The 12,579-nt window shown below is 65.1% G+C and carries 10 protein-coding genes and 2 pseudogenes; 4 read left to right on the forward strand and 8 right to left on the reverse strand.

The window, feature by feature from the left end:
- Positions 1-595: pseudogene (locus EOA33_RS38945) on the forward strand (hypothetical protein); the annotation flags it as partial.
- A gap of 82 nt (positions 596-677) precedes the next feature.
- On the opposite strand, the gene EOA33_RS09510 reads toward EOA33_RS38945, so the two are convergent.
- From EOA33_RS09510 to EOA33_RS41495, 3 genes and pseudogenes are all read right to left on the reverse strand, one after another.
- Positions 678-1,496, reverse strand: coding sequence for an alpha/beta hydrolase (locus EOA33_RS09510; RefSeq protein WP_127405499.1), 819 nt, complete (start codon positions 1,494-1,496; stop codon positions 678-680).
- Positions 1,484-2,995 carry a pyridoxal-dependent decarboxylase gene (locus EOA33_RS09515; protein WP_127405500.1) on the reverse strand — a complete coding sequence of 504 codons (1,512 nt, stop codon included), beginning with the start codon at positions 2,993-2,995 and terminating at the stop codon, positions 1,484-1,486. Before EOA33_RS09515 ends, EOA33_RS09510 begins: the two co-directional genes overlap by 13 nt.
- A gap of 61 nt (positions 2,996-3,056) precedes the next feature.
- Positions 3,057-4,140 (reverse strand): annotated as a pseudogene (locus EOA33_RS41495) (pyridoxal-phosphate dependent enzyme).
- Between the two features lie 298 nt (positions 4,141-4,438).
- Between EOA33_RS41495 and EOA33_RS09525 the strand changes: the two are divergent.
- Positions 4,439-6,382, forward strand: a complete 1,944-nt coding sequence (locus EOA33_RS09525) for a transcriptional regulator (RefSeq protein WP_245455789.1) — start codon at positions 4,439-4,441, stop codon at positions 6,380-6,382.
- A gap of 36 nt (positions 6,383-6,418) precedes the next feature.
- Here EOA33_RS09525 and EOA33_RS09530 read toward each other — a convergent pair whose 3' ends face one another.
- The 5 genes from EOA33_RS09530 to EOA33_RS38950 form a co-directional block, all read right to left on the reverse strand.
- The gene (locus EOA33_RS09530; protein WP_126058640.1) at positions 6,419-7,456 is read right to left on the reverse strand and encodes an MBL fold metallo-hydrolase; all 1,038 of its coding nucleotides are present in this window, start codon (positions 7,454-7,456) and stop codon (positions 6,419-6,421) included.
- Positions 7,457-7,615: 159 nt separating this feature from the next.
- On the reverse strand, positions 7,616-8,797 hold the full coding sequence (gene choV, locus EOA33_RS09535) for a choline ABC transporter ATP-binding protein (RefSeq protein WP_126058639.1): 1,182 nt from the start codon (positions 8,795-8,797) through the stop codon (positions 7,616-7,618).
- Positions 8,794-9,648, reverse strand: a complete 855-nt coding sequence (choW, locus tag EOA33_RS09540) for a choline ABC transporter permease subunit (RefSeq protein ID WP_126058638.1) — start codon at positions 9,646-9,648, stop codon at positions 8,794-8,796. Before choW ends, choV begins: the two co-directional genes overlap by 4 nt.
- 220 nt (positions 9,649-9,868) lie before the next feature.
- On the reverse strand, positions 9,869-10,804 hold the full coding sequence (gene choX, locus EOA33_RS09545) for a choline ABC transporter substrate-binding protein (protein WP_126058637.1): 936 nt from the start codon (positions 10,802-10,804) through the stop codon (positions 9,869-9,871).
- Positions 10,792-10,950 (reverse strand): hypothetical protein, encoded by a 159-nt coding sequence (locus tag EOA33_RS38950; protein WP_189347317.1) that lies wholly within the window; start codon positions 10,948-10,950, stop codon positions 10,792-10,794. Before EOA33_RS38950 ends, choX begins: the two co-directional genes overlap by 13 nt.
- An 88-nt stretch (positions 10,951-11,038) precedes the next feature.
- On the opposite strand from EOA33_RS38950, the gene EOA33_RS09550 reads away from it, so the two are divergent.
- Complete coding sequence (locus tag EOA33_RS09550; RefSeq protein ID WP_126058636.1) at positions 11,039-11,650, forward strand: thymidine kinase; 612 nt, start codon at positions 11,039-11,041, stop codon at positions 11,648-11,650.
- A 63-nt stretch (positions 11,651-11,713) separates the two neighbouring features.
- A partial coding sequence (locus EOA33_RS09555; protein ID WP_127405502.1) for a glycosyltransferase occupies positions 11,714-12,579 on the forward strand: 866 nt, incomplete at its 3' end.

A 12,579-nucleotide genomic window follows, 5' to 3' on the forward strand; every position in this document is an offset into this window, starting at 1 on the left:
CTGGATGACTGACCCGCAGAAGGAGACCGCCGAGGTCTCCCGGCTGGCCGGCAACGTCGCCATTGCCGGCCAGGATGACGCGGTGGCGCTGGCCTTCAGCGGCCTGGCGCTGGGCTATGTCATCGGTGACTACGAGGCCGGCTCGGCACTGGCCGACCGCGCGCTCGTGCTGAACCCGAACTGCGCGGCCGCCTGGAGCGCCAGCGGTTGCCTCAAGGCCTGCCACGACGATCCGGACATCGCCATCGAGCACCTGTCGCGGGCAAGACGGCTAAGCCCGCTCGATCCACTGACCTTCTTTATGCAGTGCTTCACCGCATTCGCCCATTTCACGGCCGGCCGCTACGACGCCGCCTGGCCAATCGCCGAGGCGGCCTCCCGCGCGCAGCCATATTATCTCACCGGCCTGCGCGTCGCCGCCGCCAGCAATGCAATGGCGGGCAGGTTGGATGCCGCGAGCAAGCATATCGCGGGCTCGCTGCGGCTCGATCCCGAACTGACGCTTTCCAACCTCAAACACAGGGTGGGGCTGATCAAGCCGGACTATTTCGCCAGATATGTCGAAGCGCTGCGGCTGGCAGGCCTGCCCGAATGACAGATCCTGGCCGTGCTCTCTTCCATCCGGCGAGCTTCCCTCTTGCGGCCTGGGCCTGTTTCGGCGCCGAGGCATTCGGCCGCTAGGCCACCATCGTAGGTTCCGGCAGCGCCGCGTCCGCAACCGTCAGGAATCGCGTCAGCAGCGCGGCGCATTTTTGCGCATGGGTCGCAATGAGGAAGTGGCCGGCGCCGTCGACGATCGCGCCACGCGCATCCGGCAGGGCCTGTTCCAGCAGATCGGTCATCGCGACCATCGCCGGATTGGCGAACTCGCCTCTGACGAGAAGAACCGGAATGTCGAGCGCGCGGTAGTCCTCGACCGATGCGCCGAAGCCGAAGTCCGTCAGCCAGTCGATCGCATTGGTCGCCGCTGTCTTGCGGCAATAGTCGCGAACGGCCTCGGGCATCGTCGCAAAAGTGCCTGGACCGCCCCAGAAGTCGATGATCATGGCCGCCGCATCGGCTTCGCCGGCATCGACCGAGGCGCTGAATTCCCGGCTCAGCTCCAGAACCGCGTCGTAGAGATTTCGCCGAGACTGTCGGTCGAGGAGTGCGAGGGGATTCGCCTCGAAAAGCGACAGGCTCGCCACATCGATTGAGTTGGCCAGGGCAGCGGCAAGGGCGACCGTTCCGCCGAAGGAATGTCCGACCAGATGCACGGGTTCGCCAGCGCGGCGTGCTGCATGCTCGATGATCCGAAGCTCGTGCCGCATGCCGAAATCATCGCGCCCGCGGGTCTCGGCGGTCGCGCCGTAGCCGCAGAGGCTGGTGCCAATCATGCGATAGCCGGGCGCAAGCCATTTCTGCATCGGCCGCCAGGCCGCATGGGTGCTGAACGACCCCGGAACGAACAGCACCGGCGGCCCCGAGCCAGCTTCCACATAGTCTATCGAGGGCATGTTTGCTCTCCCGCTGGCGGCATTCGCGCCGCAAGTTCCGCGCCGATACGCAAGGTTTCCGCGACCAGCAGTTCGAGGTCCTCGCGGCGCGTCCGGTGGTTGGTGATCGCCACCCTAAGGCAGTGCTGCCCATGCACTGTGGTGTCGGAGAGGACCGCGATGCCCTCTTCCTGCAGCCGCAGCATGATCTCGGTGTTGAGCGCCTTCAGCCGCTCGCCGGACAGGCCGCCGCCGCGATGGCGGAAGCAGACGATGTTGATGGTGACCGGCACCGTCAGTTCGAGCGCCGGTTCTGCCTCGATCAGGCCGGCGAGATAGCGACCTTGAGCGATGTTCTGGTCGATCAGGCGGCCAAATTTCTCCACGCCGTGCTCCTTCAGCGCCATCCACACCTTGAGCGCGCGGAAGCCGCGCGACGTCTGCAGGCCGTAATCATGCAGCCATTGCCCCGAGGCAAGGCCGCGCGGCGCCGATTCCAGATATTCCGGCGTGACGGCGAAGGTGCCGCGGTGCGCCTCGGCGTCGCGAACCAGCGCGCAGCCGGCCTCGAACGGAGCATGCAGCCATTTGTGCGGATCGAGCGCGATCGAATGCGCCTGCTCGATGCCGGCGACGAGCGAGGCGTTCCCGGGCGCAATGGCAATCAGCGCGCCGATGCAGCCGTCGACGTGGAACCAGAGGTCTTCCTCAGCCGCCAGCGCCGCCAGCGCCTGCAGATCGTCGATCGCGCCGGTGTTGACCGTGCCGGCCGTGCCGATGACGCAGGCCGGCTTGAAGCCGGCGGCGCGATCCTCGGATATCGCCGCCCGCAGCGCTGCGAGATCGATGCGCAGCCCGGCATCCGTCGGGATGCGGCGCAGCGCGCGATTGCCGAGGCCGAGCGCTTCCATCGCCTTGCGATGGCAGGAATGGACTTGGTCCGAGGCGTAGAAGCGCAGCGGCATCGGAATGGCGGCAACGCCATGCTCGCGCACGTCGATACCGGCCTTGATGTTGCGCGCCACGGTGAGCCCGATGATGTTGGCCATCGAGCCGCCGCTGACGAGCGTGCCGCTGGCCGAGGCCGGAAAGCCCACCATCTCCTTGCACCAGTCGACCACCTGGCTGTCCATCAGTCCGGCGGCATGGTTGCCGCCGCCGAGATTGGAGCCCTGGATTGCCGCCAGGAAATCGCCGAGCGCGCCGGTGAAGTTGCTGGACCCCATGTACCATGCCCAGAAGCGCGGATGGACGTTACCCATCGGATAGGCCATGACGTTGCGGGCGACATCGCCGTAGACGTCGGCAAGCGGCGATGGCGTGCGCGGCAAGGGCGCCGTGAAGAAGGTCCGCACCTCGGCCGGCATCTCCTGCCATACCGGGCGCTCGCGGACATCGCGCAGATAGCCCATGGCATCGTCCATGATACGGTGCGAAAGGGCCTTCACATCGGCCCAGTCCGGCGGATCGAGCGTTTCGTCCGCGGTCATGCTTGTTGACGCTTCCCCCAAACTGTCCATTTGCCCCTCTCTCACATCTTGTGGCGCCGCCATCGAGGGCGGCGGCGCCACGGGTCTGTCGTCAGGCGTCGAACTGGCAGCTAGGCGTCGAACGCGACAGCGCCATCTCCTCGGCGTCCATCTCGGTCTCGATGCCATCGAACAGCGGCGTCGACATATAGCGCTCGCCGGTGTCGGGCAGCATGCACAGGATCACCGAGCCGGCGGGAGCCGTGCCGGCGATCTGGCGCGCCACGGCAAAGGTGGCGCCTCCGGAAATGCCGGTGAAGATGCCCTCCTGCTGCGCCAGCGCCTTCGCCCATTTGATGCCTTCCGGACCGGGGATCGGCACCACCTGGTCATAGAAGCGCTTGTCGATTGCTTCCTGCAGCACATTGGGGATGAAGTCCGGCGTCCAGCCCTGGATCGGATGCGGCTCAAAGGCCGGATGGCTGGCATCCGGCGCCCCGCCGGCGCCGCGCTGCTGCGCCTTGCCGCTGCCAATAAGCTGGGCGTTGGCGGGCTCGGCGAGCACGATTCTGACATCCGGCCGCTCCCGGCGCAGCACCCGGCCGACGCCGGCCACCGTGCCGCCGGTGCCGTAACCGGTCACCAGGTAGTCGAGCCGCGCCCGCGAAATCGTTTATGATCTCGCGCGCCGTGGTCGCCTCGTGGATGGCGGCGTTGGCTTCGGTCTCGAACTGGCGGGCGAGGAACCAGCCATTGGCCTCGGCCAGCTCGGCCGCCTTCTTGTACATGCCAAAGCCCTTCTGGGCACGCGGCGTCAGCACCACCTTGGCGCCCAGCATGCGCATCAGCTTGCGGCGTTCGACGGAAAAGCTGTCGGCCATCGTCACCACCAGCGGGTAGCCCTTTTGCGCACAGACCATGGCGAGCCCGATGCCGGTGTTGCCGCTGGTCGCCTCGACCACGGTCTGGCCCGGCTTCAGCGCGCCGCTGCGCTCGCCTTCCTCGATGATGTTGAGCGCCAGGCGATCCTTGACCGATGCGGCTGGATTGAAGAATTCGGCCTTCGCATAGATCGTCGCATGGCCTGGGCCGAGATTGTTGATGCGGATGACCGGCGTATCGCCGACCGTGTCGAGAATGCTGTCGAACAACCGGCCGCGCCCGGCCGTGGTTCTGATCTTCAACTGCTGCAACATGTCTGGTCTCCTCTTGGTCCTCACGATCCGGTTACAAACCGGAGGGCTTGGCGGCGAGGTTTCGAGACCTTGCCGCGTTAGGTTGCTCGACGTGCCTTCATTTCGGCAACGGCTGCATCCGGCCGGAATGTCCGCTGCCGGTGCGCCTTGTCGGGTTTGGTGATAGAACATGGAGCAACTGGTCAGCGTGGGAGCGAGCGTGGAAACGCACGTGGAATCCGCCCGAGCGAGCCTGAAAAGCACTGCCGCCGGCCTTTCCGTGCGGCTGCTCGGACAGCTGGCGATTTCGCGCGACGACATGCCAGTGGCGCTGCCGGCGTCGCGCAAGCTGCGTGCATTGCTTGCCTATCTGGCGCTTGCGCCGCACCCGGTCGGACGCAGCCGCCTGTGCGAGCTTTTGTGGGATGTGCCGAACGATCCGCGCGGCGAGCTACGCTGGTGCCTCAGCAAGCTGCGCGGCGCGCTCGACGAGCCGGGCCGGCGCCGGATCGAGACCGAAGGCGACACCGTCGCGCTTCGTCTTGCCGCACTTGGCATCGATGCCGTGGAAGCCGCCGCGGCGGTCGCCGAAGGCATCGAGAGCCTCGGCCTCGAGCGGCTGAGGACGCTTTCCCACCTTTTCACCGGCGATTTCCTCGACGGGCTGGAACTCGACCGCAGCCCGCATTTCAACAGCTGGCTGACGGCGCAGCGCCGTCGTTTCAGGTCATGCCATGTTGCCATACTGGAGCATCTGATCGGCCTGCTTCCGGCCGAATCCGACGAGGCAGGCGCCTATATCGACAAATGGCTGGAACTCGCCCCTTTCGACAGCCGCGCTCATCTTGCGCTGCTGGAAAACAGCGCGCGGCGTGGCCAGATCGGCGCGTGCGAGGAGCATCTGGCTGCCGCTGCGCGGCTCTTCGAGTCGGAGGAGCTGGATTTCGCCCCCCTGCGCGAGGCATGGCAGGAAATAAGATCCCGTCAGTCCAGCGCGACGCCACCCGTGCGATCCGTGCCGGCGTTTGCGGTGCCCCAGGCACCGGTCGCTCCGGCCGAGCCCGAGACATCGGCGACACGCCGCGCCTCGCTCGCAGTGATGCCGTTCGTCGAGCACGCCGGCACCGCGGATTTTCGTGGTGGGCTGGCCGACGGCCTGACCCATGACATCATCACCCGCCTCGCCAAGCTCAGGGATTTCTTCGTCATCGCCCGCGGCTCGGTTTTCGCTTTGGCCGAAAAGGACATCTCACCCGAGGATGCCGGGCGCCGGCTGAATGTCGACTACGTGGCAACCGGCTCCGTCCGCAACCTGTCGGGCAGGATCATCGTCGCGGTCGAGCTGGTCGAGGTGCGCACGGCCCGCATCGTCTGGGCCGAGACGTTCGAGCACCGGCCGGACGATATCTTTGTCGTGCTGGACGATATCGGCAACAGCATCGTGTCCTCCATCGCGGCGGAGGTCACCACGGTCGAGCGCAACCGGGCGATGCTGAAGGCGCCCAATTCGCTCAACGCCTGGGAGGCCTACCATCGCGGCCTCTGGCACATGTACCGCTTCACCCGGACCGAAAACGAGCTGGCCCACCAGTTCTTCGACATGGCGCTGAAGCAGGACCCGACCTTTGCCCGCGCCTATGCCGGCCTCTCCTTCACCCACTGGCAGAACGCCTTCCAGCGCTGGGGCGACCGCGACCAGGAAGCTGCGCTTGCCTTCGAAACCGCCGGACAAAGTCTTCTGGTCGACGAACACAATCCGGCGGCGCATTGGGCCATGGGCCGGGCGCTGTGGCTGCGCGGCGAACGCGACGGCTCGCTGCTCGAGCTGGAACGGGCCGTTGATCTCAGCCCCAATTTCGCGCTCGGCCACTACGCGCTGTCCTTCGTGCATTCGCAATCGGGTGATCCGCGCTCAGCGATCGGCTCGTCCGATCATTCGCGCCATCTCAGCCCCTTCGACCCGCTGCTGTTCGGCATGATGGGCGCCCGCGCCATGGCCCATGCCCGCCTTGGAGAGTTCGGCGAGGCGTCGGAATGGGCGCTGAAGGCTGCCGCCCGCCCCAACGCCCACATCATCATCCTGGCGATCGCCGCGCATTGCCTGGCGCTGGCCGGCCGGCAGGACGAGGCGCGCACTTTCGCCGCCGCAATCCGCAAGACCCTGCCGGACTATCGTGCCGACGACTTCATCGCCACCTTCCGTTTCGACCGGGACGCCGAAGCCATGTTCCGGCACGGCGCCAGGCGCATCGGCCTGAATTGATCTTTTGAAATCCGCCCCGCGCTGCGCCGCCACGGCCTACCGCAACAGCGGCCCGCCCGCCTTTCTCCACGCGTCGATGCCGCCCTGGATATGACGGGCGTTGGCGATGCCGACGTCCTGCGCCGCTTGCACCGCCATCGCCGAGCGTTCGCCGAAGGCGCAGTAGAACAAAAGCTGCTTGCTGGTCGATCGGGCGAGCTCATTGAGCATGCCGCCGGCGGCGATGTTCTCCTGCAGCCTGGGATAGGGCAGATGGATGGCGCCCGGGATGACGCCATGCCGCTCCCGCTCGGCGCTCTCGCGCAAATCGATCAAAGCCACGTCCGGCCTGCCGACAATCGCCAGCGCCTCGTCCGCCGTGACAGACCAGCCGCGCCCGGCGATCTCGTCCTGATGCAGCCCGACCTTCATGTTGGCCGGCACGGCGACGTCCATCATCTTCGGGTTGGCGAGCTTGAGGTTGTTCATGATCTCGACATACTCGTCCACCGACTTCACCTGCAGGCGCGGGTTGAAGGCTTTCTCCTCTGCGATGGTCGAGACCGTCTCGCCCTTGTAGTCATGCGCCGGGAAGATCAGTGTCTCGTCGGGAAGCTTGAGCAGGCGGCCGAAGATCGATTCGTACTGCTGGCGCGGATCGCCGTTCTGGAAGTCGGTGCGGCCGGTGCCGCGGATGAGCAGCGTGTCACCGGTGAACACCCGGTCCGGCAGGATGAAGCTGTAGGAATCGTCGGTGTGGCCGGGCGTGTAGATGACGTCGAGCGCTAGCCCCTCGATGGCAAGCTTGTCGCCGTCGGCAAGCCGCATCGACACCACGTCGGCCTTGGTCTGCTCACCCATCACTGTGACGCAATGCGTCCGGTCGCGCAGCGCGCCGAGGCCGGTGATGTGGTCGGCATGCAGATGCGTGTCCACCGCCTTGACCAGCTTGAGGTCGAGTTCGTTGACGAGTTGCAGATAGCGCTCGACCTTCTCCAGCACCGGATCGATGATCAGCGCCTCGCCGCCCCGGCGGCTGGCCAGCAGATAGGAGTAGGTGCCCGATGCCGAATCGAAGAGCTGACGGAAAATCATCCCTGCTGCATGCCCCTTGCGCCTGCCGCCCGCGGCGCGATTTGCCGCGGCAGGAATGATACTAGGGCACGGTTCCCGTCCCTGCCAGTCGTACCAAGGTGCCAACCGGCGCATCCGCGGCCGGCACCTTCGGCCGCGGCATCGTCGACTTGCGGGCGATTATCGCCGCAGCACGGCGCTCAGAACGTCGCGGATCCCGATCGCGCCGACGAAGCGCGACTGCTCGTCGAACAGCGCCACCGGCGCTGTCTGTGAGCGGTGCATGGCCAGCATCACCGTCTTCAGCGACGTGCCAGGCGTCGCCCAGAAGACCTGCGCCGTCTCCTCCGGCAGCCGCTCGACATCGGCACAGGACACCCACACCGCAGGCTTGCCGTCGCGTTCGGCGGCCGCCACCAGCCCGTGATCGTCGATCTTGAAGCGCGTCGTTTTGCGCCGGTCGAGCCATACCCAGCCGTCCTCGCCGTGGTCGAGGTCGCGGCGGTCGCGCATGACGTTCCAGGCCGTCAGCACCGACAGCGGATTCACGTTGGCGATGAAATCGCGGACATAGTCGTTGGCAGGCCTGAGCACGATGTCTTCCGGCGCGCCGGTCTGCACGATGCGCCCGCCTTCCATGATGGTGATGTGGCTGCCGATCTTCAGCGCCTCCTCGAGGTCGTGGCTGACGAAGATTATGGTCTTCTTCAGTTCCGCCTGCAGCTGCAGCAATTCGTCCTGCAGCTTGGTGCGGATCAGCGGATCGAGCGCCGAGAACGGCTCGTCCATCAACAGGATCGGCGCCTCGGTGGCGAAGGCGCGGGCCAGGCCGACGCGCTGCTGCATGCCGCCCGAAAGCTCATGCGCGTACTTCTTCGACCACTGGTCGAGATGGACGAGCTGAAGCTGCTTCCTGACCCGCTCCTTGCGCTCGGCCTCCGGCACGCCCGCGAGCTCGAGGCCGAAGCCGACATTTTCCTCCACCGTGCGCCACGGCAAAAGGCCGAACTGCTGGAACACCATCGCCACCTGCTTCTGCCGCAGGCGCCTGAGCGTCGCCTCGTCGCACGTGACGACATCGACCGTACGGTCGCCGTCCTTGACCAGAACCTGGCCGCGCGACACCACGTTGAGCCGGTTGACGGCTCTGAGCAGGGTCGATTTGCCGGAGCCGGACAGGCCCATGAGAACGGAAATCTCGCCCTCATGGATCGTCAGGCTGGCGCCCGCACAGCCAAGCACGTTGCCGGTCTTTTCGAGGATCTCGGCGCGGGTGGCGCCTTGGTCGATCAGCGCCAGCGAGCCGGCCTGGTCAGCGCCAAAGACGATGTCGACATTCTTGAAGTCAACGGCGACGGTCATTTCTTGCCTCCAACGCCAATGCGGGTCATCCGGTCGAGCACGATGGCGAGCACGACGATGGCGAGGCCGGCCTCGAGACCGAGGTCGATCTTGCGAGAGCCGAGCGCGCGGTTGATTTCGGTGCCGAGGCCGCCGGCACCAATGAGGGCGGCGAACACCACCATCGACAGCGACAGCATGATCGACTGCGTCAGGCCCGCCATGATCGTGGGCAAGGCAGAAGGCAGCTCTACCTTCCAGAGAAGCTGTCTCTTGGTGGCGCCGAACGCCTCGCCGGCCTCTACGATCGACTTCGGCACCGAAGTGACGCCGAGATGGGTAAGACGAACCGGAGTGGGAATGACGAAGATGATGGTGACGATAAGGCCGGGCGCGTTGCCAAGCCCGAACAGGGTCAGCACCGGGATGAGGTAGACGAAGGTGGGCAGCGTCTGCATCAGGTCGAGCACCGGCAGCATGAAGCGGTAGATCTTCGGCTTGTGCGCGGCCCAGATGCCGAGCGGCACGCCGATGGCCATCGAGGCGGCCGCCGCGGCAACCACCAGCACCAGCGTCTCCACGGTCTGCTTCCAGAGGTTCTGGTTCAGGATGAACAGCAGCCCGATAAAGACGGCTACCGCCAGCCCTCTCGATCGTTGCAGAAAATAGGCGAGCAGCGCGATCAACGCGATGAGGAAAACTGGCGGTATCAGCAGCAGCCCGTCCACCAGCCCGTCAAGCAGGAAATTGAGGCCGTTGGAGAAGGCCCTGAAAATGGTGTCGAAATTATCGGTGAGAAAGCCGAAGAAGGCCTTTCCCCACTGACCTATGGGTATCTTGTAGCCGACCAGGAATTTCGAAATAGGATCCATCTCGCCCCTCTTTGACTTGCCGCCTTTGCCGGACGGTCATCTTCTCACAGCTTAACGCATGTCGCCCAAAAGTGCGCAGCGGTTTTGGGAAACGACAGGCGGACAAACACTTTGAAGCGCGTCGCTTGAATCCGTCTCAGCGCGACGCGCATTAAGAAAAAGGGCAGCCTATTCTTGATTGGCTGCCCTTCCTGATCGGTCACGCCGAACGCAAGTCGGCTCAGCTCCCGAGCGCGGTCTTGACCGCGGCCGCCGCGTCGCCGCCATCGAAGGTGGTCACGCCGGCGATCCAGGGGGCGATTGCATCGGGATGCTTCTTCAGCCAGTCGGTCGCGACCGTGTTGGCGTCGCCGCCCTTGAGGATCGCGTCCATCATCTCGCCTTCCATGTCCAGGTTGAACTTCAGGTTGGCGATGAACTTGCCGGCATTCGGGCACTCGGTGGTGTAGCCCTTGCGCACGTTGGTATGCACGGTGGCTGCGCCGAAGCCGCTATCGCCCATGCCCTCGAGATAGGTGATCTTCATGGCGCCCATCACCGGATGCGGCGTCCAGCCGAGGAAGGCAATCCACTCATTGCTTTTCATCGACTGCTCGGCCTGAGTCAGCATGCCGGCTTCCGAGGACTCGACCAGCTCGAAGCCCTCCAGATTGTCCTTCGGGTTCTTGATCATGTCGAGAATGATGCGGTTGCCGTCATTGCCGGCCTCGATGCCATAGATCTTGCCGCCGAACTTGTCCTTGAACTTGCCGAGATCGGTCAGCGTCTTGACGCCGGCGTCCGCCACATAGGTCGGCACGACGATGCCGTAGCCGGCCCCGCTGAGGTTTTCACTGATGGTCTCGACCGAGCCGTCGGCGGTGTAGTCCTTGATGTCGTTGGTCATCGACGGCATCCAGTTGCCGAGGAAGACATCGAGGTCGTTATTCTTCAGCGACGCATAGGTCACCGGCACCGAAAGCTGGATCACCTGCGGCTCATAACCGAGCGCGGTGAGCAGCACCGAAGCGAGGCCGGTGGTGGCCTGGATGTCGGTCCAGCCGACATCGGACAGGCGCACCGCCTTGCAGCTCGCCGGATCGCCGGCAAAGGCAGCGGTGGTGGACAGAAGAGCCGCCAGGCCAAGACCGGCGACGAAGGAATTCATACGCGACATTGATAATCTCCCATTGCGATTCTTTTTGGCACGGCGAAGTTACGGTCTGTGTCTCCGCCTTGTTTCGTCAGCCAAACACCATTTTGCTGCGGTTTCAAGCGTTGCCACATCACGATGAACGGCGCGCGCTGGCCGATCAGCGACACGCCGACGCTTTTCGGACAGCGCGGCTTTTTCAGGGGAATGCGACAGCGCCCCCTCCCCGCCGTGCTGCAACTCGGCTTAAAAGGCGGCATGGCCAAGCTCTATTTCAACTACGCGACGATGAACGCCGGCAAGACGACGATGCTCTTGCAGGCGTCCTACAACTACCGGGAGCGCGGCATGACCACCATGCTGTTCATCGCTGGACACTATCGCAAGGGCGACAGCGGGCTGATCTCGTCGCGCATCGGCCTCGAGGCCGAGGCCGAGATGTTTCGCGACGGCGACGACCTGTTCGCCCGTGTCGCTGAGCACCACGAGCACACCACTGTGCACTGCATTTTCGTCGACGAGGCGCAGTTCCTCGAGGAAGAGCAGGTCTGGCAACTGGCCCGTATCGCCGACCGGCTGAACATACCGGTCATGTGTTACGGCCTGCGCACCGATTTCCAGGGCAAGTTGTTTTCCGGTTCGCGAGTGCTGCTGGCCATCGCCGACGACCTGCGCGAGGTGCGCACCATCTGCCGCTGCGGCCGCAAGGCGACGATGGTCGTGCGGCTGGGTCCTGACGGCAAGGTGGCAAGGCAGGGCGAGCAGGTGGCGATCGGCAAGGACGTCTATGTTTCTCTCTGCCGCCGCCACTGGGAAGAGGAAATGGGCCGCGCCGCGCCCGACGACTTCATCGGCTTCGCCAGAACCTGAGCCGGCTGACTTGCGCTATTCCGGCCTCAAGCGCCTTGGACTACTGTTGTCCGCGGGGGCAGCATGAAAATCCTTCAGTTCACGCTCACTTGTCCGTTCCCACCACTGTCCGGCGGCGAGATCAGGTGCGCGGCCAACGCGCGGGCGCTCTCGGCGGTCGGCGAGGTTCTGACCGTAAGCCTGACCGGTTCGCCAGCGCAAACCTGGCTCTCCAATGTCAGGCACCTTGCCCTCGAGTCGGCGCGCCGCAACGGCGCCTGGCAAAGTCACAGGCCACATCCGACCATGCGCATCATGCCGGCCGACGAACTGGCCGAAGCCGACGCGCTTTGGCGGGCTTTCGCGCCCGATCTGGTGGTGGTCGAAAACATCGTGCTTGCGCAATTGCTTGACCTGGCGCCGCAGCATGGCGCGCGCACTGTCATTGACCTGCACGATATCGATTCCAAGACGGTGGCGGACGGCATTGCCGGGCTGCCGGTCTTGAAGCGGCTGCGGAAGGTGCGCGAGAACAGGCGCAGGATCAAGCAGGCGCGGGACGCCGACCGACATGCGGCGGCGGTGGCAGATCAGGTCTGGGTCTGCTCCGGGGTCGACCGGACGCTGCTTTCCGCCCTCGGCCCTACAGGCGACGTCAGGGTGATCGCCAATCCGATCCCCGAAGAAAGCGTGCTTTCCTTGCCGACAACGAGCCGTCGATACGAGGCACTGCGCCTTTGCTTCGTTGGCCATCTCGGCTATTTCCCCAACATCGACGCCGTCAAACAGATGGGCCGCAGGATGGCGCCGCATCTCGCCGCCTCGGGTCGCGACTGGTCGATCACCGTCGCCGGCAAGACCCCCGACAATCTCGTGCGCCGGATATGCGCCGAACACGGCCTTCGCCTTGTAGAAAACCCTGACAGCCTGCACGACCTGCTCGCCTCGGC

Source organism: Mesorhizobium sp. M4A.F.Ca.ET.050.02.1.1, assembly GCF_003997725.1.
Lineage (GTDB): Bacteria > Pseudomonadota > Alphaproteobacteria > Rhizobiales > Rhizobiaceae > Mesorhizobium.

Coding starts and splice junctions, on each gene's coding strand:
- choX (WP_126058637.1), bottom strand. CDS start 10,804: ATGTCGCGTATGAATTCCTTCGTCGCCGGTCTTGGCCTGGCGGCTCTT.
- choW (WP_126058638.1), bottom strand. CDS start 9,648: ATGGATCCTATTTCGAAATTCCTGGTCGGCTACAAGATACCCATAGGT.
- EOA33_RS09510 (WP_127405499.1), bottom strand. CDS start 1,496: ATGCCCTCGATAGACTATGTGGAAGCTGGCTCGGGGCCGCCGGTGCTG.
- EOA33_RS09530 (WP_126058640.1), bottom strand. CDS start 7,456: ATGATTTTCCGTCAGCTCTTCGATTCGGCATCGGGCACCTACTCCTAT.
- EOA33_RS09525 (WP_245455789.1), top strand. CDS start 4,439: ATGCCAGTGGCGCTGCCGGCGTCGCGCAAGCTGCGTGCATTGCTTGCC.
- EOA33_RS09550 (WP_126058636.1), top strand. CDS start 11,039: ATGGCCAAGCTCTATTTCAACTACGCGACGATGAACGCCGGCAAGACG.
- choV (WP_126058639.1), bottom strand. CDS start 8,797: ATGACCGTCGCCGTTGACTTCAAGAATGTCGACATCGTCTTTGGCGCT.
- EOA33_RS09515 (WP_127405500.1), bottom strand. CDS start 2,995: ATGGACAGTTTGGGGGAAGCGTCAACAAGCATGACCGCGGACGAAACG.